The 24,414-nt window shown below is 53.5% G+C and carries 28 protein-coding genes and 3 tRNA genes; 18 read left to right on the top strand and 13 right to left on the bottom strand.

Features of this window, described 5'->3' with window-relative positions; genetic code table 11:
* Positions 1 to 60 precede the first annotated feature (60 nt).
* From dcyD to sdiA, 4 genes are all read left to right on the top strand, one after another.
* Positions 61 to 1,047: a D-cysteine desulfhydrase gene (gene dcyD / locus L384_RS02525; RefSeq protein WP_023324902.1), complete on the top strand. Its 987-nt coding sequence runs from the start codon at positions 61 to 63 to the stop codon at positions 1,045 to 1,047.
* Positions 1,048 to 1,068: 21 nt separating this feature from the next.
* The gene (gene tcyL / locus L384_RS02530) at positions 1,069 to 1,737 is read left to right on the top strand and encodes a cystine ABC transporter permease (protein WP_003859632.1); all 669 of its coding nucleotides are present in this window, start codon (positions 1,069 to 1,071) and stop codon (positions 1,735 to 1,737) included.
* A complete protein-coding gene (gene tcyN, locus L384_RS02535) occupies positions 1,734 to 2,486 on the top strand; it encodes an L-cystine ABC transporter ATP-binding protein TcyN (RefSeq protein WP_023324901.1) in 753 nt (250 codons plus the stop codon). The genes tcyL and tcyN overlap by 4 nt, the downstream gene beginning before the upstream one ends.
* A 223-nt stretch (positions 2,487 to 2,709) precedes the next feature.
* Entirely contained in the window at positions 2,710 to 3,432 is a 723-nt protein-coding gene (gene sdiA / locus L384_RS0121385; protein WP_003859639.1) for a transcriptional regulator SdiA, read from the top strand.
* 64 nt (positions 3,433 to 3,496) lie between these two features.
* Here the strand turns inward: sdiA and L384_RS02540 are convergent, their stop codons facing one another.
* Positions 3,497 to 3,721: a DUF2594 family protein gene (locus L384_RS02540; protein WP_003859644.1), complete on the bottom strand. Its 225-nt coding sequence runs from the start codon at positions 3,719 to 3,721 to the stop codon at positions 3,497 to 3,499.
* A 464-nt stretch (positions 3,722 to 4,185) separates the two neighbouring features.
* Here L384_RS02540 and uvrY point away from each other — a divergent pair, with 464 nt between their 5' ends.
* From uvrY to L384_RS02580, 9 genes are all read left to right on the top strand, one after another.
* Positions 4,186 to 4,842: a UvrY/SirA/GacA family response regulator transcription factor gene (gene uvrY / locus L384_RS02545; protein ID WP_003859647.1), complete on the top strand. Its 657-nt coding sequence runs from the start codon at positions 4,186 to 4,188 to the stop codon at positions 4,840 to 4,842.
* Entirely contained in the window at positions 4,839 to 6,671 is a 1,833-nt protein-coding gene (uvrC, locus tag L384_RS02550) for an excinuclease ABC subunit UvrC (protein ID WP_003859650.1), read from the top strand. Before uvrY ends, uvrC begins: the two co-directional genes overlap by 4 nt.
* A gap of 56 nt (positions 6,672 to 6,727) precedes the next feature.
* On the top strand, positions 6,728 to 7,276 hold the full coding sequence (pgsA, locus tag L384_RS02555) for a CDP-diacylglycerol--glycerol-3-phosphate 3-phosphatidyltransferase (RefSeq protein ID WP_003859652.1): 549 nt from the start codon (positions 6,728 to 6,730) through the stop codon (positions 7,274 to 7,276).
* Positions 7,277 to 7,439: 163 nt separating this feature from the next.
* A tRNA-Gly gene (locus L384_RS02560) sits at positions 7,440 to 7,515 on the top strand.
* A 51-nt stretch (positions 7,516 to 7,566) separates the two neighbouring features.
* Positions 7,567 to 7,640: transfer RNA gene (locus L384_RS02565), tRNA-Cys, on the top strand.
* Positions 7,641 to 7,651: 11 nt separating this feature from the next.
* Positions 7,652 to 7,738 (top strand) — tRNA-Leu (locus L384_RS02570).
* A 292-nt stretch (positions 7,739 to 8,030) separates the two neighbouring features.
* Positions 8,031 to 8,183: a hypothetical protein gene (locus L384_RS22570; RefSeq protein WP_023324899.1), complete on the top strand. Its 153-nt coding sequence runs from the start codon at positions 8,031 to 8,033 to the stop codon at positions 8,181 to 8,183.
* A gap of 2 nt (positions 8,184 to 8,185) precedes the next feature.
* Positions 8,186 to 8,509 (top strand): hypothetical protein, encoded by a 324-nt coding sequence (locus L384_RS02575; RefSeq protein WP_003859653.1) that lies wholly within the window; start codon positions 8,186 to 8,188, stop codon positions 8,507 to 8,509.
* 29 nt (positions 8,510 to 8,538) lie between these two features.
* Entirely contained in the window at positions 8,539 to 9,465 is a 927-nt protein-coding gene (locus L384_RS02580; protein WP_023324898.1) for a LysR substrate-binding domain-containing protein, read from the top strand.
* Positions 9,466 to 9,470: 5 nt separating this feature from the next.
* Here the strand turns inward: L384_RS02580 and L384_RS02585 are convergent, their stop codons facing one another.
* The 6 genes from L384_RS02585 to L384_RS02610 all read right to left on the bottom strand — a co-directional run bounded on the left by L384_RS02585 (position 9,471) and on the right by L384_RS02610 (position 15,079).
* Complete coding sequence (locus L384_RS02585) at positions 9,471 to 9,941, bottom strand: hypothetical protein (RefSeq protein ID WP_023314369.1); 471 nt, start codon at positions 9,939 to 9,941, stop codon at positions 9,471 to 9,473.
* Positions 9,942 to 10,104: 163 nt separating this feature from the next.
* Positions 10,105 to 10,821 (bottom strand): ABC transporter ATP-binding protein, encoded by a 717-nt coding sequence (locus L384_RS02590; protein WP_017384431.1) that lies wholly within the window; start codon positions 10,819 to 10,821, stop codon positions 10,105 to 10,107.
* The gene (locus L384_RS02595; protein WP_023324897.1) at positions 10,818 to 11,693 is read right to left on the bottom strand and encodes an ATP-binding cassette domain-containing protein; all 876 of its coding nucleotides are present in this window, start codon (positions 11,691 to 11,693) and stop codon (positions 10,818 to 10,820) included. The genes L384_RS02590 and L384_RS02595 overlap by 4 nt, the downstream gene beginning before the upstream one ends.
* Positions 11,690 to 12,964: a high-affinity branched-chain amino acid ABC transporter permease LivM gene (livM, locus tag L384_RS02600; protein ID WP_023324896.1), complete on the bottom strand. Its 1,275-nt coding sequence runs from the start codon at positions 12,962 to 12,964 to the stop codon at positions 11,690 to 11,692. Before livM ends, L384_RS02595 begins: the two co-directional genes overlap by 4 nt.
* 11 nt (positions 12,965 to 12,975) lie before the next feature.
* Complete coding sequence (locus L384_RS02605; protein WP_023324895.1) at positions 12,976 to 13,890, bottom strand: ABC transporter permease subunit; 915 nt, start codon at positions 13,888 to 13,890, stop codon at positions 12,976 to 12,978.
* A gap of 67 nt (positions 13,891 to 13,957) precedes the next feature.
* Positions 13,958 to 15,079: a branched-chain amino acid ABC transporter substrate-binding protein gene (locus tag L384_RS02610; protein WP_003859669.1), complete on the bottom strand. Its 1,122-nt coding sequence runs from the start codon at positions 15,077 to 15,079 to the stop codon at positions 13,958 to 13,960.
* A 411-nt stretch (positions 15,080 to 15,490) separates the two neighbouring features.
* On the opposite strand from L384_RS02610, the gene L384_RS02615 reads away from it, so the two are divergent.
* On the top strand, positions 15,491 to 16,159 hold the full coding sequence (locus tag L384_RS02615) for a YecA/YgfB family protein (RefSeq protein ID WP_003859671.1): 669 nt from the start codon (positions 15,491 to 15,493) through the stop codon (positions 16,157 to 16,159).
* 316 nt (positions 16,160 to 16,475) lie between these two features.
* Here L384_RS02615 and tyrP read toward each other — a convergent pair whose 3' ends face one another.
* Positions 16,476 to 17,687 (bottom strand): tyrosine transporter TyrP, encoded by a 1,212-nt coding sequence (tyrP, locus tag L384_RS02620; RefSeq protein WP_032628311.1) that lies wholly within the window; start codon positions 17,685 to 17,687, stop codon positions 16,476 to 16,478.
* A 191-nt stretch (positions 17,688 to 17,878) separates the two neighbouring features.
* On the opposite strand from tyrP, the gene L384_RS02625 reads away from it, so the two are divergent.
* Positions 17,879 to 18,115 carry a YecH family metal-binding protein gene (locus tag L384_RS02625; RefSeq protein ID WP_003859673.1) on the top strand — a complete coding sequence of 79 codons (237 nt, stop codon included), beginning with the start codon at positions 17,879 to 17,881 and terminating at the stop codon, positions 18,113 to 18,115.
* Positions 18,116 to 18,151: 36 nt separating this feature from the next.
* Here the strand turns inward: L384_RS02625 and ftnA are convergent, their stop codons facing one another.
* Both ftnA and yecR read right to left on the bottom strand, forming a co-directional pair.
* A complete protein-coding gene (ftnA, locus tag L384_RS02630) occupies positions 18,152 to 18,649 on the bottom strand; it encodes a non-heme ferritin (protein WP_003859676.1) in 498 nt (165 codons plus the stop codon).
* A gap of 200 nt (positions 18,650 to 18,849) precedes the next feature.
* A complete protein-coding gene (yecR, locus tag L384_RS02635) occupies positions 18,850 to 19,188 on the bottom strand; it encodes a YecR family lipoprotein (RefSeq protein WP_003859678.1) in 339 nt (112 codons plus the stop codon).
* Positions 19,189 to 19,433: 245 nt separating this feature from the next.
* Here yecR and L384_RS02640 point away from each other — a divergent pair, with 245 nt between their 5' ends.
* Complete coding sequence (locus L384_RS02640) at positions 19,434 to 20,072, top strand: RpiB/LacA/LacB family sugar-phosphate isomerase (RefSeq protein ID WP_003859680.1); 639 nt, start codon at positions 19,434 to 19,436, stop codon at positions 20,070 to 20,072.
* Positions 20,073 to 20,115: 43 nt separating this feature from the next.
* On the opposite strand, the gene L384_RS02645 is transcribed toward L384_RS02640, so the two are convergent.
* Positions 20,116 to 21,534, bottom strand: coding sequence for an MFS transporter (locus L384_RS02645; RefSeq protein ID WP_023324893.1), 1,419 nt, complete (start codon positions 21,532 to 21,534; stop codon positions 20,116 to 20,118).
* A gap of 214 nt (positions 21,535 to 21,748) precedes the next feature.
* Here L384_RS02645 and azuC point away from each other — a divergent pair, with 214 nt between their 5' ends.
* Entirely contained in the window at positions 21,749 to 21,832 is an 84-nt protein-coding gene (gene azuC / locus L384_RS22565) for a stress response protein AzuC (RefSeq protein WP_003859682.1), read from the top strand.
* Positions 21,833 to 21,938: 106 nt separating this feature from the next.
* Positions 21,939 to 22,190 carry a DUF2766 family protein gene (locus L384_RS02650; protein WP_003859683.1) on the top strand — a complete coding sequence of 84 codons (252 nt, stop codon included), beginning with the start codon at positions 21,939 to 21,941 and terminating at the stop codon, positions 22,188 to 22,190.
* A gap of 80 nt (positions 22,191 to 22,270) precedes the next feature.
* Here L384_RS02650 and L384_RS02655 read toward each other — a convergent pair whose 3' ends face one another.
* Both L384_RS02655 and L384_RS02660 read right to left on the bottom strand, forming a co-directional pair.
* Positions 22,271 to 23,614 (bottom strand): anaerobic C4-dicarboxylate transporter, encoded by a 1,344-nt coding sequence (locus L384_RS02655; protein ID WP_023324892.1) that lies wholly within the window; start codon positions 23,612 to 23,614, stop codon positions 22,271 to 22,273.
* 141 nt (positions 23,615 to 23,755) lie between these two features.
* Positions 23,756 to 24,259, bottom strand: a complete 504-nt coding sequence (locus tag L384_RS02660; RefSeq protein ID WP_003859685.1) for a non-heme ferritin-like protein — start codon at positions 24,257 to 24,259, stop codon at positions 23,756 to 23,758.
* Positions 24,260 to 24,414 lie beyond the last annotated feature (155 nt).

Genomic DNA, 24,414 nt, shown 5'->3' with positions numbered 1-24,414 from the left:
TATTTCTCGCGCGTCTGCGTGCATAATGAAATAACAATTGTTTGCGTGACCGGAGGAACCATGTCACTACAGAATTTAACGCGCTTTCCCCGTCTGGAATTTATCGGCGCACCCACGCCGCTGGAGTATCTGCCGCGATTTTCTGACTATCTGGGGCGCGATATTTTCATTAAGCGTGACGATGTGACGCCCATGGCGATGGGCGGAAATAAGCTGCGCAAGCTGGAATTTCTCGCCGCCGATGCCCTGCGCGAGGGGGCGGATACGCTGATCACCGCCGGGGCAATTCAGTCTAACCACGTTCGCCAGACGGCGGCAGTGGCGGCAAAGCTGGGGCTCCACTGCGTAGCCCTGCTGGAGAACCCGATCGGGACGCAGGCAGAGAATTACCTGACTAACGGTAACCGTCTGCTGCTGGATCTGTTCAACGTGCAGGTTGAAATGGTCGACGCGTTGACCGACCCGGCAGCACAGCTCGACGAGCTGGCGACGCGTCTGGAAGCGCAGGGTTTTCGTCCGTACGTGATCCCGGTTGGCGGCTCGAATGCGTTGGGTGCCCTCGGCTATGTTGAGAGCGCGCTGGAAATCGCTCAGCAGTGCGAAGGCGCGATAAGTTTATCCTCGGTGGTGGTGGCGTCCGGCAGTGCGGGGACCCATGCCGGTTTAGCGGTCGGGCTTGAGCAGCTGATGCCGGAGGTCGAGCTGATTGGCGTGACGGTTTCCAGAAGCGTTGCGGACCAAAAGCCGAAAGTCGTCACCCTGCAACAGGCGGTGGCTGAACAGCTTGCGCTTCAGGCGAAGGCGGAAATATTGCTGTGGGATGACTATTTCGCGCCGGGCTATGGCACCCCCAATGATGAAGGGATGGAGGCCGTTAAGCTGCTGGCCCGTCTCGAAGGTATTCTGCTTGACCCGGTCTATACCGGTAAGGCAATGGCGGGCCTGATCGACGGCATCGCCCGGAAGCGCTTTAAGGATGAAGGACCTATTTTGTTTGTTCATACTGGCGGAGCGCCTGCGCTGTTTGCCTATCATCCTCATGTCTAAAAATCAGGTAGAAAAATAATAATGCAAGAAAGTATTCAACTGGTTATTGATTCGCTGCCGTTCTTGCTTAAAGGCGCGGTGTTTACTTTACAGCTCAGTATCGGCGGGATGTTCTTCGGGCTGGTGCTCGGGTTTGTGCTGGCACTGATGCGCATGTCCAACATCTGGCCGGTGCGATGGCTGGCGCGGTTTTACATCTCCGTGTTCCGCGGAACGCCGCTTATCGCCCAGCTGTTTATGATTTACTACGGGCTGCCACAGTTCGGTATCGAGCTGGATCCGATCCCGGCGGCGATGATTGGCCTGTCGCTGAATACGGCGGCGTACACCTCTGAAACGCTGCGTGCGGCGATCTCCTCCATCGATAAAGGGCAGTGGGAAGCGGCGGCCAGTATCGGGATGACCCCGTGGCAGACGCTGCGCCGGGCGATCCTGCCCCAGGCGGCGCGCGTGGCGCTGCCGCCGCTGAGCAACAGCTTTATCAGCCTGGTGAAAGACACCTCCCTTGCGGCGACCATTCAGGTGCCGGAGCTGTTCCGTCAGGCGCAGCTGATCACCTCGCGTACGCTGGAAGTGTTTACTATGTATCTGGCGGCCTCGCTGATTTACTGGGTGATGGCGACGGTGCTGTCCGCTCTGCAAAACTATTTTGAAAACCAGCTTAACCGCCAGGAGCGTGATCCAAAATGAGTGCAATTGACGTCAAAAACCTGGTGAAAAAATTCCACGGGCAAACGGTGCTGCATGGCATTGATCTTGAGGTTGAGCAGGGCGAAGTGGTAGCAATTATCGGCCCGAGCGGGTCAGGCAAAACCACGCTGCTGCGCAGCATCAATTTACTGGAGCAGCCCGAAGGCGGGACGATCCGCGTGGGTGATATCACCATTGATACCGGGAAACCTATCAGCCAGCAAAAAGGGCTGATTCGCCGCCTGCGCCAGCATGTCGGCTTCGTGTTCCAGAGCTTTAATCTCTTCCCGCACCGCACGGTGCTGGAAAACATTATTGAAGGTCCTGTCATCGTCAAGGGGGAACCTAAGGAAGACGCCACGGTCCGCGCCCGCGAGCTGCTGGCGAAGGTTGGCCTGGCAGGGAAGGAGACGAGCTATCCGCGTCGCTTATCTGGCGGGCAGCAGCAGCGTGTCGCCATTGCGCGCGCGCTGGCGATGCGCCCGGATGTGATCCTGTTTGACGAACCCACATCCGCGCTCGATCCTGAGCTGGTCGGGGAAGTGCTGAACACCATCCGACAGCTGGCGCAGGAGAAACGCACGATGGTGATTGTGACGCATGAAATGAGCTTCGCCCGCGACGTTGCCGATCGGGCTATTTTCATGGATCAGGGGAGAATAGTTGAGCAGGGGCCAGCTAAAGCGCTGTTTGCCAATCCGCAGCAGCCCCGTACCCGCCAGTTCCTTGAAAAATTCTTAATGGAGTAGCATTTTAGCGTTCAATTTGCTCCAGATGCCGCTTCTGGAGCAAATTATCCTCCCTTAAACTCCGTTCTGTTGCTTTTTTATTCCGCCTGAAGTGGATAAGCCATCGCCAAATTAAAGATAATCTGCCTGTGGCCGATATTTTATATAAATTATCATGCTAAATGTGTTAGGTTATATTCACCATAATAATGATTATCTTTATCAGAGGCTTCATTCGGCAAGTATGAGGGATATAGACTTTTTCACCTGGCGACGGGAATGCGTCCTCCGGTTTCAGCAAATGACCTGTGCTGACGAGGTATATCAGGAACTTCAGCGACAAACGCAGGCGCTTGAATTCGATTATTATGCGCTTTGTGTTCGACACCCTGTGCCATTTACCCGCCCGCGAACCTCCGTCCATTCCAGTTATCCGCAACAATGGATGGCGCAATATCAATCCGAGAATTATTTCGCCATTGACCCGGTACTGAAGCCGGAGAATTTCATTCAGGGACATTTGCCCTGGACGGATGAATTATTCACGGATGCCCAGCAATTATGGGACGGCGCGCGGGACCACGGTTTACGCAAGGGAATAACGCAGTGTCTGATGATGCCAAATCATGCGCTCGGTTTCCTTTCCGTGTCATGTACCAGCTTACAGGCACACTCGATATCCAGTGAAGAAGTTGAGCTGCGTTTACAAATGCTGGTCCAGATGGCGCTCACTACGCTGTTGCGCTTTGAACATGAGACGGTGATGCCGCCTGAAATGAAATTCAGCAAGCGTGAACGGGAAATTCTGAAGTGGACCGCAGAAGGGAAGACGTCGGCAGAAATCGCCATCATTCTTTCCATCTCGGAAAATACCGTCAATTTCCACCAGAAGAATATGCAGAAGAAATTCAACGCACCGAATAAGATCCAGATAGCGTGTTATGCCGCGGCGACGGGGCTTATCTGACTGATATCACGTTCTGCGTGTCAGACGAGAAAACGGCTGAATGCTTTGCATCCAGCCGTTTTTGTTACTGGCGGTAGGCTTGTTTAATTTGCTTAACCGTATTGGCAAAAACAGCGGATTCCGCCTGGTCTTCCATCTGCGCGATCTGTTTTTCCATTTTAATGATCACACGACCAGCATCAGCCTGGCCCATCGCCTGTAGCATAAGCGTCAGCAGCGACTTCAGGCAGTTTACTTCCTGTGCCAGTTCCTGGTTATTCTCGGCAGTGGCAAATTCAGGTGTGCTCATTTATTTTCCTCATTATAAAACAGCGCATGAGCGCGACGATGAAAGTTAAGGCGGCGGAGTATACCACAAGCTATGGCAAAAAATGCAGTGGTTGTTTTTTATACTTGTCGCGCCGCGATTATTGGTCGACGCGGATTATGAAGGTACTCTGTCCAATATGTTAGCGGCAATTAAATGTTTATCCCCGGTTCGTCATTCGTTAATTGTTGTTACAAAAAATCGCGCGCTCTTTTTCGTTTGGGTTAACAACTGTTTTAGTAACTTTTTGAATATCGATGCTAGAAAATAGCGGTAAAAGCCTAGCGGACAAGGGTTTTCTTTCCACTTGCTGTACAGCCTAATTTCCAAAAACGAGACCAGAATCGTATAGCCGATTTTTTAGCGTTTTAATCTTGCATGGAAAACCGTTAATATAAACCCAATTAGCAGTCAGTAGCGTTATCCCTATTCTGGAGACATTTCCTTTGATCAACGTCCTTCTTGTTGATGACCACGAACTGGTGCGCGCAGGGATACGACGCATTCTTGAAGATATAAAGGGTATTAAAGTTGCCGGCGAGGCGTGCTGTGGCGAAGATGCCGTCAAATGGTGTCGCGCTAACTCCGCAGACGTGGTGCTGATGGATATGAACATGCCCGGTATTGGCGGGCTTGAAGCCACGCGCAAAATCGCGCGCATGTTCGTTGATACCAAAGTTATCATGCTGACCGTCCATACCGAAAATCCGCTGCCTGCCAGGGTTATGCAGGCGGGTGCTGCCGGGTATCTCAGTAAAGGCGCCGCGCCGCAGGAAGTTGTCAATGCGATCCGCACCGTATACGCCGGGCAGCGTTACATCGCTTCTGATATTGCTCAACAGATGGCTCTGAGTCAGATTGAACCGGAAAAAACGGAATCTCCGTTTGCCAGTTTGTCTGAGCGCGAATTGCAGATTATGCTGATGATCACTAAAGGTCAGAAGGTGAATGAGATCTCAGAGCAGTTGAATCTCAGCCCGAAAACGGTCAACAGCTATCGCTATCGGATGTTCAGTAAATTGAACATTCACGGTGATGTCGAACTGACTCACCTGGCCATTCGCCATGGTTTGTGCAATGCGGAGTCGTTAATAAGTCAGTGAGTGAAGCGTTCGATTCAAAAGCATTTCTGAAAACCGTCACCAGCCAGCCGGGCGTCTACCGAATGTACGACGCTGGCGGTACGGTTATCTATGTCGGTAAGGCAAAAGATCTGAAAAAACGCCTTTCCAGCTATTTCCGCAGCAATCTTGCCTCTCGTAAAACCGAAGCACTGGTCGCACTCATCCACAACATTGATGTCACCGTGACGCACACGGAAACGGAAGCGCTGCTGCTTGAGCACAACTATATCAAGCTGTATCAGCCGCGCTACAACGTCCTGCTGCGCGATGATAAGTCCTACCCGTTTATCTTCCTGAGCGGTGATACCCATCCTCGCCTGGCGATGCATCGTGGCGCTAAGCATGCGAAGGGTGAATACTTTGGCCCTTTCCCGAACGGTTATGCCGTACGCGAAACGCTGGCGCTGTTGCAAAAAATCTTCCCCGTTCGCCAGTGTGAAAACAGCGTCTACCGCAACCGTTCCCGGCCGTGCCTGCAATATCAGATTGGCCGCTGCCTGGGGCCGTGCGTTGAAGGGCTGGTAAGCGAAGAAGAGTACGCGCAGCAGGTGGAATATGTCCGCCTGTTTTTAGCCGGGAAAGACGATCAGGTGCTGACGCAACTGATTACTCGTATGGAAAAAGCCAGCGCGGCGCTGGAATTTGAAGAGGCCGCACGCATCCGCGACCAGATCCAGGCGGTGCGCAGGGTGACCGAGAAGCAGTTTGTTTCTAATACGGGCGACGACCTCGATGTTATCGGCGTAGCCTTTGACGCCGGTCTGGCCTGCGTTCACGTGCTGTTTATTCGTCAGGGTAAAGTGCTCGGCAGCCGCAGCTACTTCCCGAAAGTGCCTGGCGGCACCGAGCTGGGTGAAGTGGTGGAGACTTTCGTCGGCCAGTTTTATTTGCAGGGCAGCCAGATGCGTACGCTGCCCTCGGAGATCCTTCTAGACTTCACGCTCGACGATAAAACCCTGCTGGCGGAATCGCTTTCAGAGCTGGCAGGCCGCCGGGTGAATGTCCAGACGAAACCGCGGGGCGATCGCGCACGTTATCTGAAGCTGGCGCGAACCAATGCCGCCACGGCGCTGACCACCAAACTGTCCCAGCAGTCGACCGTCAGCCAGCGTTTAACCGCCCTTGCTACGCTGCTCAAGCTGCCGGAAGTGAAACGCATGGAATGCTTCGACATCAGCCATACGATGGGTGAGCAGACCGTGGCGTCGTGTGTGGTCTTTGATGCGAATGGCCCCCTGCGGGCAGAGTATCGTCGCTATAACATCACCGGCATTACGCCCGGTGACGATTATGCCGCCATGAACCAGGTGCTGCGCCGTCGCTATGGTAAAGCGATTGAAGAGAGCAAAATCCCGGACGTTATCCTTATCGACGGCGGGAAAGGGCAGTTGGGGCAGGCGAAGGCGGTATTCGAATCGCTCGACGTAGAGTGGGACAAGAACCATCCGCTGCTGCTAGGGGTAGCGAAGGGGGCAGATCGTAAGGCTGGCCTGGAAACGCTGTTCTTTGAGCCGGAAGGCGAGGGCTTTAGCCTGCCGCCGGATTCCCCTGCGCTGCACGTGATCCAGCATATTCGCGATGAGTCGCACGATCATGCCATCAGCGGGCACCGTAAAAAACGGGCGAAAGTGAAAAATACCAGTACCCTTGAGACGATTGAAGGCGTCGGGCCAAAACGTCGCCAGATGCTGTTGAAGTATATGGGCGGATTGCAAGGATTACTCAACGCCAGTATGGAAGAAATTGCAAAAGTGCCGGGTATTTCGCAAGGGCTGGCAGAAAAGATCTACTACTCGTTGAAACATTGAGGGCTCTGTAGCAACATAGAGCTAAATTTTACTGACAACAGACAGTTACCGTCATCATGCGATTTAATATCCCTACGTTGCTCACTCTCTTTCGCGTTGTGCTCATTCCGTTCTTCGTCCTGGCATTTTACCTGCCGGTCGTCTGGGCGCCTTTTGCCTGTGCGCTTATTTTCCTGATCGCTGCCGTGACGGACTGGTTTGACGGTTATCTGGCGCGTCGCTGGAACCAGAGCACCCGCTTTGGCGCGTTCCTCGATCCGGTTGCGGATAAGGTGATGGTAGCAATCGCGATGGTGCTGGTGGCGGAACATTATCATACCTGGTGGGTGACGCTGCCTGCCGCGACCATGATTGGACGTGAGATTATTATCTCTGCCCTGCGCGAGTGGATGGCGGAGCTGGGTAAACGCAGCAGCGTGGCGGTGTCCTGGATTGGGAAAGTTAAAACCACTGCGCAGATGGCGGCGCTGGTGTGGATGCTGTGGCGTCCGAATGCCTGGGTAGAGTGGGCCGGCATTGGTCTGCTGTGGGTTGCGGCGGTGCTGACATTGTGGTCAATGCTGCAATATTTGAACGCTGCGCGCGGTGATTTGCTTGAACAGTGATCGTTTCGGCTTAATTTTCAGCAAACGATCCTGAGATGCAAAAAATAACGTTGACTCATAACGTCATATCAGTAGAATGCAACGCATCGAACGGCGGCACAGTTAGCCGGACGATAATGAAATCAAGTGGTTAGGAAGTCGTTAAATAGTTACTTGATGACATGCGGGAATAGCTCAGTTGGTAGAGCACGACCTTGCCAAGGTCGGGGTCGCGAGTTCGAGTCTCGTTTCCCGCTCCAGATTAAAGCATCGGCAGTTTGCGGGTGCAGGTCGAAAGACAACAGATTTAAGGCGCGTTAGCAAAGCGGTTATGTAGCGGATTGCAAATCCGTCTAGTCCGGTTCGACTCCGGAACGCGCCTCCACTTTCTTCCCTGGCCGGATGGTGGAATCGGTAGACACAAGGGATTTAAAATCCCTCGGCGTTCGCGCTGTGTGGGTTCAAGTCCCACTCCGGCTACCATGGGAAAAAACAGAATAATCAAAGCAATAAGCAGTGTCGTGAAACCACCGAAAGGTGGTTTTTTTGTGCCTGCAATTCCCCCTTCCTGACAACAAATCTTATTTTTCGTGCCTGACCCATGCACAACCATAATTTTTCGATCATTATGCGTTGAGGGCGTTTCCTTATCGCGTAAATTCTTATATCTCCGTTTCATCGATTGCCCTGCGGCAGCTTCGCAGATAACTTCATTTGGATTTTCCTTAGAAAAAGTGGAAGAGCTTGCAAATGGGCTGGGCAAGGGTATCAACAAATGATCAAAACATTGTTCTCCGGCGACAAGCTCTCGAACGTACAGGATATGAACTACGGTTGGCAAGGGGCATCTAAAACCGCAATGGCGCTGGATTTGACCACTGGGAGCATTACGGGATGGCAGATGTACCAGATAGCTAAAGAGAATTGATTATGTCACAAGAATTAGAATTTTCGCTTCATCCACCCGTTTGGCCTGCCATCGTCTATTTTGTTGTATCTGTTGCAATTTTTTTCTTGCTCTATCTCGGGAAACTAAAAGTTAACAGGCTGCATAAATACCCGCTATTTATCGCATATATGGTGTTTGTAATCGCTGTTGCAGCCGTTCAGATAAACATCTTTGCTAATGGCTACGAGTTTGTCCGCAGCTTTTTGCATATCGATTTTGACCCCTATCGATATGACTCGGTATATTGGGGATCATTGTTTTTCTCCATAATTTACTTGCTGGCGTTGCCCCGGAACAAGTTTTAGCATAATGAAATTTTCATTTAAGGGACGTTATGTCTTTACCGCCATTGTATGCACTGCGTGCGTTTGAAGTTGCTGCGCGGTTGAACTCCTTCAGTAAAGCCGCTGAAACGCTCAATATTACGCCGGGTGCGGTCAGCAGACATGTTCGTACCCTTGAACTGTGGTTCGACTGCGAGCTTTTCAAAAGGCAAGGTCCTCGCGTGGAGGTCACTGAAGCCGGGCAAGTGCTTGCCGGACAGCTGAACGAGAGCTTCACGAGCATTGAATGGGCCTGCCGGGCATTTCGCAGTGAAAACCACCTGCTGCGGTTAAAAGCACCCAGCACCCTGACCATGAGATGGCTTCTCGACGTGCTGCGATCTTTTCGCAACAACCATGCAAAACCACAGGTTGAGATTGCCAGCGTCTGGATGGACATTGATACCGTTGATTTCAATCTTGAGCCCTACGACTGCGCCATCCTTCTTGGTAATGGCCGTTTTGGTGACACAACGGAAAGTCAGCTGCTTTTTCATGAATGGCTTATCCCGGTTTGTACTCCATCACTTATCGAACCGGCCCGGCAACGGCTTCCGCAATGCGATTTGATCCATCCTTCACCGGACAGACGTGACTGGCGGCGCTGGCTGCGAAGAACAGGATTGTTCCCGGGGCTCGATATGAGCAGCGGTATGGTGTTCGATACCCTTGAACAGGGAAGTATTGCCGCGATGAACGGGCACGGCATCGCTATCGCCGACCTGCATCTCACGCTTGATGCCCTGAAAAGTGGCCTGCTGGGCCTGCCGTTCAGGGAAGCTATTGCGACGGGGGATGGCTACTACCTCGTCTGGCCAAAAAATTCACTCAAAAGAGAGAGCATTCAGCATCTTCTGGCCTGGCTGCAAAACCATACCCCGGTCGTTCCGGCGCTGGATATCGATTATCTGGAATACGATGACAGTCGGGTTTATTAATACCGTTATGAATAAGATATGTTTGCCATCTTTTTATAACGTTCTGGCAAAGCGCTGTTCAGGCTGAGTACCTTATCCAGAATATAAAATGCTGGCGTGTTTTTCTGTTGCTCAGCGTCAATGATTGCCGCGCGTAATAGCGTGGCGGCAGACGAAATTCTGTGAAAATATTCTTCAGTCTCGGGCGTCTGTAATTCACCCGACGTGGCGTAACGCACGTCCGGCCAGCCGGAGAAGTCGAGCAGCGGAAGGGGCTTTCCTGCTTCAGGATGACAGGCTGAAATCAGCGCAGCCGCTTGCTTAGGGTCGCGATGGGCAACGGATAGCATGTATACGCGCTGCGCAAACGGTGACAGAGCCTCAGAGTGATGTTTCGTCGCCATAAGCATGGCCATAAAATCCTGTAAATCATCGGCTGAATCGGTGTCAGGTGGTAATACAGTTTTCAATAACTGATATAACGCATCAAGTGTCATATTTGCCCCGGATCCTCTTATCATTATTATTCAGTTTGCGGCTGAACGTTTTATCGACCCGCGCAAAGGCGGGTCGTGAAGATGATATTTGAATGCGGTCGCATCAGAAAAACGATTAATAATGGCAATCACTGTGAGTTTTTCTCACTATAGCCTTTTCGTTTCACACTCCACCCAGGTACGCCTTCCTCACCTCCGGATCCTTCAGCAACGCCTCGCCGCTGCCGCTTAACCGAATCTGGCCGTTAACCATCACATAGCCGCGGTCGGACAACTTCAGCGCGTGGTGCGCATTCTGCTCGACCAGAAAAATCGTCATTCCGTTACGGGCCAGTTCGCGCAGCGTCTGGAAGATCTGTTTAACCACGATTGGCGCGAGGCCGAGGCTGGGTTCATCCAGCAGCAGAAGTTTAGGACGGCTCATCAGCGCGCGGGCGATAGCCAGCATTTGCTGTTCACCGCCTGAAAGCGTCATCGCCCGCTGGTTACGTCGCTCTTTGAGGCGAGGGAAGAGGTCGAACATGCTTTGCATATCTTCCGCTGCATGCTGATTGCCGACGGGGATTGTCCCCATCAGCAGGTTCTCTTCTACAGACATATCCGGGAAAATGCGTCGTCCCTCAGGTGCCTGCGCGATGCCGCCGGTGGCAACATAGTGGGTAGATTTGTGGCTGATATCCTCGCCGCAGAAGAGGATCTGCCCGTTGCGGATCCGGGGCTGACCAAAGACAGACATCAGTAATGTTGACTTCCCCGCGCCGTTAGCGCCAATCAGGGCCACGGTTTCCCCTTTGTTAACCTCAAGCGAAACCTGCTTCAACGCCTGGATCACCCCGTAGAAAACATCCACATCCTGAAACTGAAGCATCGGTTCGCTCACAGATTTACCTCGCTTTCGTCGGTGCCCAGATACGCGGCAATCACTTTTTCATTGTGCTGAATCTCAGCCGGTTTACCTCTGGCAATTACATCGCCGTGATCGAGCACAATGATGTCATCTGAAATGCCCATCACCATCCCCATATCATGCTCGATCAGCAAAACCGTGATGTCATGGTGGTCGCGCAGGAACCGGATGATCTCACTCAGCTTGTGCGTCTCCACCGGGTTCAGGCCGGCAGCAGGTTCATCGAGACAAATCATCTCCGGGCCGGTACACATGGCGCGGGCGATTTCGAGGCGTCGTTGCTGACCATAGGACATTTCCCCGGCCAGACGGTTCGCGCAATCCACCAGATCCACCACCTCCAGCCAGTAAAACGCCCGGTCCAGCGCATCGTTCTCTGCCCGACGATACGCAGGGGTATTCAGCACCCCCGCCAGCAGATTGCGGTTGACGCGCATGTGCTGTGCCACCAGCAGGTTTTCCACCACCGACATCTCGCGGAACAGGCGGATGTTCTGAAACGTGCGCGCAAGACCCGCGCGGTTCACCAGATGCGTGCCGCCAAACATTTTATAGAACAGGCGTTGACCAAGCTGCGCCGGGTTGAGCCAGTCGCCCGGCTGGAATTTCTGGCCGAGCACCTGAATGACATTGGTGGTTTTATTTCGTGCATTGAACAGAATGTTGCCGCCGGAGGCCCGGTAGAAACCGGTCAGGCAGTTAAAGACGGTCGTTTTTCCTGCGCCGTTAGGCCCAATGAGTGCGGTAATGGAGCCGCGCAGCACCTCAAGATTGACGTCGTTTAAGGCCTTGATCCCGCCGAAGTGCATCATCAGATGTTCTACACGTAAAATCGTTGCGTTCATGGCGCCACTCCTTTACGCACGGTAAATCCGCTGCGGTTGATGCGGATCAGACCGCGAGGACGCCAGATCATCATCACCACCATCAGCATGCCAAACAGCAGCACCCGGTATTCCGCAAAGCTGCGCAGCAGTTCCGGCGTGACGGTCAGCACAAAGGCGGCCAGTACGACGCCGACGGTGGAGCCCATCCCGCCCAGGACCACAATGGCGAGGATCAGGGCCGATTCAAAAAAGGTGAAAGAGGTCGGGTTAACAAACCCCTGGTAGGTGGCAAAAAACACCCCGGCGATACCTGCCGTCGATGCGCCCAGGGTGAAGGCCGAGAGTTTGACCAGAACGTGATTCAGCCCCATGGAACGGCAGGCAATCTCATCCTCACGGAGCGCTTCCCACGCCCGTCCAATGGGCATTCGGGTCAGCCGGTGTTTAATGTAGAGCACCAGCATGACTACCAGGAAAAGTACCGCATAGATGAAAATAAACTTCATGTTGGGGTTATAGGTCAGGCCGAAGAACTCGTGGAAGGGGACGCCGCCTTCTTTGGCGCGTCGGCCAAACTCAAGGCCAAAAAAGGTTGGGGCAGGGGCTGAAACGCCGTTAGGCCCTCCGGTGAAGGTAAGCCAGTTGTTCAGCACCAGGCGGATGATCTCGCCAAACCCGAGCGTGACGATGGCGAGATAATCCCCGTGCATGCGCAACACCGGAAAGCCAAGCAGGGCGCCTGCGCCCGCGGCCATTAGCGCCGCCAGCGGCAGCATGCTCCAGAACCCAAGCCCCAGATACTGATACCCGAGCGCCAGCCCGTAAGCGCCGATGGCATAGAAGGCGACATAACCCAGATCCAGCAGCCCTGCCAGGCCAACAACAATGTTCAGCCCAAGACCGAGCAGGACGTAGATCAGTCCGAGAATGGCAACCGTCAGAAGGTATTTCGTTGCTACAAACGGGAAGCAGATCGCCAGCGTGACAATCAGCGGAATGATCCAGCGCATGCGGCTTTTATACGCCGGCGGCCGGACATACACGCCCGCATTGTCGGATTCAAACCGCGTCTGTAAACGTCTTCCGGCCGCCGTAGCTGAAAAGGAGCTCAGCAAAAAACGTCCCACCATCACCGTGCCAACAATCCACGCCAGCCGCTGGCCGTCAAAGGTAAAGCTGTAACCATCCAGTATCACACCCGCAATCGGGCCGAAAATAATCAGGGCGATCATTCCGGAAAAAATTGCGTCCAGAATGCAGCGCTTCAGGGAAAAACCGTCAGAGGTCATCGCGTTGTTCCTTACACTTTAGCCACGACAGGGCGGCCCAGCAGCCCCTGAGGACGGAAGATCAGAATTAAGACCAGCAATCCAAACGAGAACACGTCTTTATAATCCGAGTTCACCATCCCGGAGAATTGCGCTTCTGCGACGCCCAGAATCAGCCCGCCAAGCATCGCACCGGGCAAAGAGCCGATGCCGCCCAGCACCGCCGCCGTAAAGGCCTTGATGCCGATAACAAACCCGACGTAAAAATCAAAGGTGCCGTAATTCATGGTGATCAGCACGCCCGCCAGCCCGGCCATGGCTGCGCCGATAACAAACACCAGCGAAATTATTCTGTCGGTGTTGATACTCAGGATGGAGGCCATCTTACGATCCTGCTGTACCGCACGGCACATGCGTCCTAAGCGGGTACGGTTGATAATCCAGGTCAGCACCAGCATGCCCGCGAACGAGGCGATGAGGATAAAGACTTTGGTATAGGTTATCTGGACAAACCCTTCGCCAAGGTGAAAACGCAGCACGCCATCAAGCATGGTGGGCACGCCCTGCTGGCGCGGGCCCTGGCTGAGCTGGACGTAGTTTTGCAGTATCAACGACATCCCGATGGCCGAAATCAGCGGCGCCAGACGCGTCGAGTTGCGTAGCGGCTTATAGGCGATGCGCTCAATCGTCCAGCCATAAACGCCAGTGACCACGATGGTGAAAACCAGCGTCCCCAGGATCAGCAGCGGAAAGGAGTGGAGTCCAAAAAACGCCAGCAGGGCCAGGCCAATGGCCGAGAGATAGGCGGAGATCATATACACTTCGCCGTGGGCGAAATTGATCATACCGATGATGCCGTACACCATGGTGTAGCCGATGGCGATAAGACCGTAGACCGACCCCAGCGTTAAGCCATTAATTAATTGTTGCAGAAAGAATGTACTCATGGTCGCGCACCTGAATAAGGGTTACGCCGACAGTCAGACCTGCCGGCGCTGAGCAGATTCCGTCCCGTTATGGCACTTCTTTATATTTGCCTTTGTCATCCCACTGGTAGACCACGTAGTCAGAGACTTTGAGGTCACCTTTGCTGTCCCAGGCTTTTTTACCCATCACCGTGTCGACAGGGTTGGCCTTCAGCCACTCGCTGGCTTTTGCGGAATCCGTCCCTTTCGTGGCCTTGAATGCCGCCGCGATAGCCTGCACAGACGCGTAGGCGTAGAGGGTGTACCCTTCAGGTTCAAATTTACCGGTGCGGAATTTCTCGATGACGGCTTTTCCGTCCGGGATCAGGCGCGGATCTTTACCGAAGGTCATGTAAATACCGTTGGTGTACTGTGCCCCACCGGCGGCGGTGACCATCTCTTCATTGACGATACAGTCTCCCGAGAAGAACTTCGCCTGCACGCCCTGTTCACGCATCTGGCGAACCAGCGGGCCCGCTTCCGGGTGACAGCCCCCGAAGAACACCACGTCCGGTTTTTGTGCGCCGATTTTGGTCACCAGCGCGTTAAAGTCTTTCTCCCCGCGGGACAACCCTTCGTACATCACCTCCTTAACGCCGCGTTTCGCCAGCGCCGCTTTAGTGGCATCCGCCAGCCCCTGACCGTAGGTGTCTTTATCGTGGATGATGACCACCCGTTTGGCTTTCAGCTTATCAAGAATAAAATCGCTGGCGACCTGGCCCTGCTGGTCGTCACGTCCGCACATGCGAAATATGTCGCTCATGCCACGTTCGGTAATCAGTGGGTTCGTTGAGCCGGGAGTGATGGAGAGGATCCCGGCATCGCTATAGACCTCGGAGGCGGGCATGGTCGACGAAGAGCAGAAGTGGCCGACGACCGCTTTCACCTTATCCTGATCGACTAAGCGGTTGGCAACGGCGACGGCCTGTTTGGGCTCGCAGGCGTCGTCGCCCTGAACCAGTTTGATTTTCTCACCGTTGATCCCGCCGGCGGCGTTAATGTCTTCCGCCGCCTGCGTAGCGCCATGCCAGTATTGATCGCCGTAGGTTGCGTTCGGGCCTGTGAACGGCCCGGCCACGCCGATGACGATATCGGCCTGCGCGGAAAAGGCCGTCACCAGACAACCGGCCAGCACCAGGGAGAGGGGAGTTTTGGTAAATTTCAGCGACATTATTATGTTCCTTAGCAAAGAGGTTTTTGCACCAGGTATAAACCCGAACGCCTGATGGCATCGTAAATCCAAAAACAAGAGCGAGAACAAAATGCACTTTAGAAGCAATCTCATGCTTAATACGGCGAGGATCCCACGCACCGCGAAGCGCGCAGAACATTAAGCAAAAAGGTTGCCAGAATGGTTAATCCCTTGACCGGGTCACAACACGTTGAGTATAGAGCGCCGTTTTATGCGCCTTTGCGGGATGATATGAATTTACAGCGGAGATCACATCTCCTTAACAACAAAGCCCATAAGTTGTGCAACGGTCACGATTTGCACGTTTTTGCAGCAATAAAGACCTAAACTTCAGATAGGCACGCGCGGCGATATATGTCAGGATCGTTTTTTTTATCAGGAGTATCAGCAATGGCTGAAGGCCCATTAAATGAAAGCGAGATGGCGTGGCTGGAAGAGACATTAATCTCTTACGGTCACGACGATGCATCCGTGATTGACGTGTCCGAACTGGACGGCATGCTTACCGCAGTACTTTCCGGTCCCGTTGTGGTGGAGCCCGACACCTGGCTGGTGGCGGTCTGGGGTGGTGAGAAATATATTCCTCGCTGGAAAAACGATCGTGAGATGAACCGTTTTATCGATCTCTGCTTTAAGCACATGAACGATATTGCCGAGCGTTTGAGCGAATACCCGGATCAGTTTGAACCGCTGTTTGGCTATAACGACGTTGACGGTCAGAGCTATACCGTGGTGGAAGAGTGGTGCTATGGCTACATGCGCGGCGTGGCGCTGACGGACTGGTCATCCCTGCCGGAAGCGCTGGAAGCGGACCTGGCGGTGATTGCCCTGCACGGGACGGAAGAGAACAGCGAGAAGCTGGATGCGCTGACCGAAGAGGAGTATATGGCCAGCATCGAGAGCATTCAGCCTGCGGCGCTGCGCTTGTATAACTACTGGGTGGCTAACCCGCAGCAGCCGGAAGCGAAAAAGCCGATCGTGAACGGGTCGAAGGTGGGGCGTAACGACCCGTGCCCGTGCGGGAGTGGGAAGAAGTTTAAAAGCTGCTGCCTGCATTAAATCATTAATTACTGTGGCCTGAATGGGGCACGGGTGTTGAGTCCCCGCTAAAATCGGCGAACCGGAGACCAGATGACAAGGGCTGGACGCCATGGATGGCGGCCAGAGGCGAATCGAGACAGGATGTCGAGTTGAGCCGACCGCAGGCAGATGGTCGGGAGGTGAGCGCAGTGCGAAGCACCGATTTTCCGCGGGGCCGCGGGGATTGATAAGGGGGCCGCGGCGGCCCCCTTATCCCGTTCACATGCTGTGAAAAATTTATATTCTGTTGATCTTAAGGTGAACGGAACAGTACCTCAGGACCTGTATAAATAAGTTATCCCACTTCCGGCAGCATCCCCGCTGCAATCAAAATCTGCACCAGAATAATCGCCACGCCGCACCCAAACACCACGCACAGCATTGGCGTACCGCCCGCCACGCGATACCCCTGCTGCGGATGTTGCTGGCGGCTCTTCCACGCCAGCAGGGAAGGCAGCAGCAGGGCCAGTACCGATAACGCCACGCCGGCATACCCCAGCGCCATCACAAACCCGCGCGGGTAAAAGAGCGCGAAGGCCAGCGGCGGCAGGAAGGTCATCGCCCCCGTCTGTAAGCGTCCCGCAACGGTATTGCGCCGCTGGAACAGATCCGCCATATAGTCAAACAGGCCAAGCGCCACGCCGAGGAAGGAGGTTGCCAGCGCCAGGTCTGCAAACAGATGTACCGCCAGCTCCACGTGTGAAGAGGCCACCACGTTACGCAGGGCAACCAGGAATCCATTCAGACCAGAATGCTCTGCCATCAGGCCGATAAAAGTATTGGAATCAATACTGCCCAGCGTTACCAGCTGCCAGAACAGGTAAGCAATCAACGGAATGGCGCTGCCGATAACAAAGACGCGGCGTAGCTTGCGAATATCACCGTTCATATAGCTCACGATGCTCGGTACGCTGCCGTGAAAACCGAAGGAGGTGAAAATAACCGGGATGGCCGAAAGCGCCAGACCTTTCTCCAGCGGGAGGGAGAGCAGGTTAATCTTGTGAACATGCGGTGCCAGCAGCACCAGCATCACAACAAGGAAAAGAATTTTGGCGCTGAACAAAAAACGGTTAAACAGATCGACCAGCGATGTGCCCGCGCAAACCACGCCGCCACCGATCAGCGTAAAGACAATGGCGCCTGTTTCCGGTGAAAGCGACGCACCGAAGCCGTCATTGATACTTGACGCAATCAGCTCCCCGGCGCCGCTGATGTAAGCGGCAGTCAGGGCGTACATCAGGAACATCATGCTGAAACCGGTGATCCACTGCCCGTAGCGTCCAAGATAGCGTGCAGCCAGGGAGCCTAAGCCAGTATCGGCAGGGACATGCTGATAAACCTCCAGCAATAATAGCGCGGTGTAACACATCAGGGCCCACAGACCGCCCAGCAGCACTACGGTAACCCCAAACCCGACGCCAGCGGCAGCCAACGGCATGGCCAACATTCCTGCGCCAATTGTCGTTCCGGCGACGATAAAAATACTTCCCAGAGTTCTGTTCTTCACGCTTTCCTCTACAACGCTTCCATACCGCGACTCATTCTGCGGCGCAGAGTAAGGGAAAAGCCCGGTCTCGTCAAATCACCGTTACATAGGGTGTAAAAATTAATTTACAAAAAGAAAAGGGTAACCTGAGCCAGCGCAAAGCGTGCCGTGGAGGGAGCGTTTAGTCTGCTTTTTATTTACGAGAGGTAACCATGTCAATTCACGGACACGACGTGCTGAATATGATGATTGAGTCAGGTGAGCGGTATACGGAGGAGAGTCTGGTTGAGGCGATACATGCCCGCTTTGGCGAAGCGGCGCGTTTCCATACCTGTTCAGCTTCGGAGATGACGGCCGCGGAGCTGGTGGCGTTTCTGGCGGCGCGCGGAAAATTCATTCCGGCAGCAGACGGATTTTCCACTCACGAAAGTAAAATTTGCCGTCATTAAATAAAACGGTGCTGAAAACTCAGCACCGCTTTTCTGTTAATTCTGCGTGTCGAGCGTCGACAGCTCTTTATCAATGAAGTACAGACCTTCCCCGGATTTACCTGCCAGAGATAATTTATCCAGCACGGATTTAAACAGCTTCTCTTCTTCGTGCTGTTCAGCCACATACCACTGAAGGAAATTAAAGGTTGGATAATCCTGGCTGGTCATGGCGGCATGAGCCAGTTCATTAATTTTCTGGGTGATCAGCTGTTCGTGCTCATAGGTGGCGCGGAACAGTTCATCAAGAGAGCCGTATTCGGCAAAAGGGGATGCCACGTTATCAATACGCGGCAGGCTGCCGGTGTCCGTCAGGTAATCAAACAGACGCTGCATGTGCGTCATCTCTTCCTGGGCATGACGACGCAGGAAGGCGGCCGCTCCTTCAAAGCTGTGATAGCTGCACCAGGCGCTCATCTGCTGATAAAGCAGGGAAGAAAAAAGCTCAAGATTCATTTGCGCATTGAGCTTGTCGATCATTTCAGTTTTTAACATGGTGCAGCTCCGGTTTATTAATTCTGGTTCACGATGAGCGACACTATAATTTGTTATTTAATTATTTGCAAAAAGTAAAATAAATATTTCTTTATTAAAAATACGAATGGGAATAAAACGCATTGCCGATATTTATATTTATTAATGAGAATTGTTTTAGTTCTTATTAAATAAACTGCCAGCATGACTGGCAGTAGCGGTTAATACCACGGATTCTGGCTGGAAGAGGTAACAGCATATCCCTGACATTTATACTGAATGGTCACACTTTCGTTCAGACAGAGTGAACCGCTGATCAGGGTGCAGGTTTTAATTGGCTGCCCGTAGGCTGACGCAGTGGCGTACCCCATATGTTGACAGGCTTTGGTTGCCGTACCGTTATTAACATACTCATCAGACCAGGCGTTTTGCAGCATGGCCTGGCCATAGTCGAGGCGCACAATTCCGTTTGGGGCATCCGTACTGCTGATTTCTGCCTGACGGTTGATACTGCACCCGGCGAGCAACAGGATCGTTCCGGCTATGATTATACGTTTCATGGTTCACTCTGCGTGACGGGAAATACGCCATTGTAACCAACGCGATGTGACGCAATGGCCGGAATAGCCGGAGGATCTGCCCTCTCACTGTGCAACGAGCCGGGCCACCGCGCGAAATTGTGAGCGCATCTTTGTTTTTTAAAACAAGTTTTCACTTAATTTGAAAGTGTGTTTGTTTGATAGTAAGGTTAAGTGGAAAAAGTATCCACAGCGGGATCGCCCGCCATGCATTCAGGAGAGACAAGATGAAAATTGCACTGATGATGGAAAACAGCCAGGCCGCTAAAAATCCCATCATCCTTAATGAGCTGAAAGCCGTTGCTGATGAGAAAGGTTTCCCGGTCTATAACGTCGGTATGAGTGATGAGAACGATCATCATCTCACCTATATTCACCTGGGCATCATGGCGAGCATTCTGCTTAACGCTAAAGCTGTCGATTTTGTTGTCACCGGCTGCGGTACCGGGCAGGGCGCGTTGATGTCCCTGAACATCCATCCGGGTGTGATTTGCGGTTACTGCATCGATCCTGCGGATGCCTTCCTGTTTGCGCAAATCAACAACGGTAACGCGCTTTCTCTGCCTTTTGCGAAGGGCTTCGGCTGGGGGGCAGAACTGAACGTACGCTTTATCTTTGAGAAAGCGTTTACCGGACGCAATGGCGAAGGTTATCCACCAGAGCGTAAAGAGCCGCAGGTGCGTAACGCCGGGATCCTGAACCAGGTGAAAGCGGCGGTGGTGAAAGAAAACTATCTGGATACCCTGCGAGCAATCGATCCTGAGCTGGTTAAAACCGCCGTCTCAGGCCAGCGCTTCCAGCAGTGCTTCTTCGAGAACTGCCAGGACAAAGAGATCGAAGCCTTCGTGCGCGGTATTGTTGGCTGATTCCGTTTTGCCGGGCGGTGCGTTGCCTGCCCGGCAGATAGCGTTACTTTTTCGATGAGACCGCGCTGCCTGCATCTTTGGTCAGACGCAGCGTGTCAACCATTCCCACCAGGCAGATTAGTGCGATCGCCACAAATGCCAGCCGGAAGCTCATTCCCGGCATGCCGGCAATCCCCATCGCCTCACTGACTTTTTCCCCGATACGAATACCAATCGCCCCGAGCGTGATCCCAAGCCCCACGGCAAGCTGCGTTGCGGTTGAAAACAGAGTATTGGCATAGCTCATCTGCACCGATGGCACATCCGCAAAAGCCAGCATACTGATGGCTGTAAACTGAATCGAACGGAAAACGCCGCCCAGATAGAGGATCAGCATGACGAGCCACGCGGGCGTCTGCGGCGTCAGAAACGCGCAGGCCAGCAACGCCAGGACATTCAACGCACCGTTAATCAGCAACAGCCGTTTAAACCCCAGGCTGCGGATAAGCGGCGTCGTCGCCGGTTTAATGGTGAGATTGCCAACGAAAACCGCCAGCACCAGCAGGCCCGAATGGAACGCGTCCATGCCAAAGCCGACCTGGAACATCAGCGGTAACAGGAACGGAACCGCGCTGATGGAGGCGCGAAACAGCGATCCGCCGTACAGGGTGACGCGAAACGTCGGCACCTGCATCGCATCGAGTCTGATCATCGGCCAGGTTGCCCGCTTAAAGTGACGCAGTGCCAGACTTAACGCGACGATACCGACGATAAACAGCGTGGCGGTTAATCCTGTCCGCAGTGGCTCTGCGCCCATCAACTCCATCGCATAAACCAGGCTCACCATGGCAAGGGTGGTGACAACAAAACCCGGTAAATCAAACGGTCGGCGCGTATCTTCATGCAGGTCTGGAATGATGCGCAGTGCCAGCAAAATGGCGATTATCCCCAGCGGCACGTTAATAAAGAAGATCCAGCGCCAGTCGGCATAGCTGGTAATGAACCCACCCAGCGGCGGGCCGATGATCGGCGCGACCAGCGCAGGCCACGTCAGGGTGGCGATTGCCGTGATGAGCTGATGTTTTGGCGTGGTGCGTAGCACGGCCAGGCGACCCACGGGCACCATCAGCGCGCCACCCATGCCCTGAAGGACGCGCATCGCGACGAACTGATCGAGCGTGGTGGACAGGCCGCAAAATACCGAGGCCAGCGTGAAGATTGCCAGCGCGAGGGCAAACACTTTTCGCGCGCCGAAGCGGTCGGCGATCCAGCCGCTGGCGGGGATCAGCACGGCCAGGGTGATCAGGTAGGCGCTGATGCCGATATTCAGATCCACGGCCTGTACACCGAAGCTTTTTGCCATGTCCGGCAGCGCGGTGGCAATCACCGTCCCGTCCAGAAACTCCATAAAGAAAGCACCGGCCACCAGCAGCGCCGCAGGCGATAATCCACGGCTCTCTTTGCCGGATACGTTTTCACTCATTCTCTTCCTGCCCGCTCAAAAAATTTTATAAACATTTACTGGAATTTATAAGCCTGTAACGTGCGGATTTATCATGGCTTTTTTTAACAAACCAGCAGCACTGAGGGTTTAATAACCGTGATGCAGGTCACAAAATGGTTGATTTTTGTGATGGTGGTCATATTATAAGCGTATTGATAATAACACCTGCATAACACGTTACTGGAGCAACATAATGAAACTGCGCAAAATCCTGAAAAGCATGTGGGCAAACTACTGCACAACGTTTAAAGACGTCCCACCGGGTGCGATGTTCTGATAAAAAAACCTGCTTCGGCAGGTTTTTTTATGTCTGCGGACGACGAGAGGGAGATGGAAGGGCGTCTGTTTTGCTACTATGGCGGCCTTTGAATAAGGAGAACCCCATGTCACAAAACCTGAGCGCCGATCAGGAACTGGTATCTGACGTCGTCGCCTGCCAGCTGGTTATCAAACAAATCCTTGATGTGATTGACGTTATCGCGCCGGTTGAGGTACGCGAAAAGATGTCGACCCAACTGAAAAACATCGATTTCACCAACCATCCTGCTGCGGCGGACCCGGTTACGCTCCGCGCGATCCAGAAAGCGATTGCGCTGATTGAACTCCGCTTCACACCGCAGGGTGAGTCACACTAAAATAAATCGATGTTTTAAAATTAGAAACCCTTTTCTGCTTTTACGTCGAAGGGCGACAAAGCCTGTCGCCCGCAGAAGGATCAGAAGAACGACTGCACCAGCAGATAGCTCACCACGCAGGCACAGCTGACGCCAATCAGCCCCGGCAGAATAAAGCTGTGGTTGATGATGAATTTACCGATGCGGGTGGTACCGGAGCGATCGAATCCGATACAGGCCAGATCGCTCGGATAGGTCGGCAGCACAAAGTAGCCGTAGGATGCCGGGAAGAAGGCCACCAGCATTTTCGGATCGATACCCAGCATCAACCCCATCGGGGCTACCGCGGTCAAGGCCGCAGCCTGGCTGTTGACCAGTTTTGATACCAGGAACAGCACGATGGCATACGTCCAGGGATGACTCTTCACCACCCCCTCCAGCGCCATTTTTAGCTCGTCGAGATGCGCCTGAAAAAAGGTATCGCTCATCCACGCCACGCCAAACACCGAGAAAATCGCGACCATCCCCGCCTTAAATACCGCCCCGTTTGAAATGGCCGACGCATTCACCTTGCAGGTCATCAGCATGATGGCCCCGGCGATCAGCATCATCATTTGAATGACAAGGTTCATCGACAGGGCCGTCATTTTGCCTTTGATCTCAAACGCCGGACGCAGCTCGGGCAGCGCACCCAGCAGGACCACTACGGCAATTCCGGCGAAGAAGATCCACGTGGACCAGTAGGCCTGTTTCGGGAAACGCTGATCCATCAACGTCTCCGTTCCTCCATAGATAAACTCCCGCTGTTTCGGATCTTTCAGCTTTTCCTGAAATTCAGTATCGTCTGCGAGGTTTTTCCCCCGGCGCAGGCTCCACAGTGCCGCAATGGCGACGCCAGACAGTGAGGCCGGTACGGAAACGGCGAGGATTTCGAGGATCCCCCACGCGTGACCGATGCCGTGCTGCGCACCAAGAATCGAGACCAGCGAAACGACGGCCACGGAAACGGGGGAGGCGGTGATCGCCATCTGAGAGGCCACCGAGGCCACCGCCATCGGCCGTTCCGGGCGAATGCCTTTTTTCAGGGCGATATCCGCGATAATGGGAAACATGGTGTAGACGACGTGACCGGTCCCGCAGAGGAAGGTCAACATCCAGGTGGTAAACGGTGCGAGAAGGGTGATGTGTTGGGGATGTTTACGCAGCAGGCGCTCTGCAAACTGCATCATTACATTAAGGCCACCGGCGGTCTGTAGCGTGGCCGCACAGCCGATGACGGCGAGGATTGTGAGCATCACGTCAACGGGCGGTTTACCGGGTTGCAGACCAAAGACAAAACTTAAAATAAACAGGCCGATACCGCTTATCAGCCCCAGGCCCATCCCGCCGAAGCGGGTGCCTATCAGCAGGCAGAGGATAATGACAATAAACTCAATGGTGATCATGATGCTCCCTCGTCAATGAATGTAATTAAACAAATCATTACACGATGTGTGGTTATTCATTGGGAGCAAGATCTGATTTGTTAAATGTCAGCAAAAGCAGGGAGTTGGTACCCACCCCCTGACGGGAGCGGGTGAAGGGACTTAGTGGTGTTGCACGGTAGCTATGTCGAGAAGATGGCGGTCCGTCTGCTCCAGACAAATCCCCGCACGTTTCGCGTTGCGGATTTCATCTGCGAGCGTCTTCAGCAGCATGCCATCCTGCTGCTGCTCTCTGTCCATATCGCGTAAAAACGTGAGGGTAATGATGTCCTGTTGCGCTTTGGCTTCATCAGCCAGTTTGCTCAGCTTCGCACAGCGTTGCTCATACTCTTCGAGCGTTTTCTGGAACAGTTCTTCCAGAGAAGTGTAATTATCTTCAATCGTTTCAAGCTCTTTGACGGTAGGGTTTGCCCCGACAGCTTTCAAAAAGTTAAAGACACGCATCATGTGCGTGACGTTACTTTGCGCCTGAGTACGAAAGAAGGTGGCAGTGCCGTTGAGGCTTTTTCTGGAACACCACGCGCTCAAATGCAGATGCAGATTTGAAGCATAAAACTCCAGGTTCATCTGGGCATTCAGTTTTTGCATCATCGTTTGGGTAGTCATTCTCATATCCTTATTGACTGTGGGACTTGATGTCCGCTACTTAACCTGACCCGGCAGGTATTGACGATTGAATGGCAGAAATAGATTTCTGCAAGGTAAAAACTCGAAAATTCACTTCCTGTGTTCGATTTAAATAAGCTTACGCTTCTCTTCGA

This window comes from Enterobacter sp. MGH 38, assembly GCF_000492855.1.
In the GTDB taxonomy this organism is placed as follows: domain Bacteria; phylum Pseudomonadota; class Gammaproteobacteria; order Enterobacterales; family Enterobacteriaceae; genus Enterobacter; species Enterobacter hormaechei_C.
This window is presented reverse-complemented; position numbering and strand designations above follow the sequence as displayed.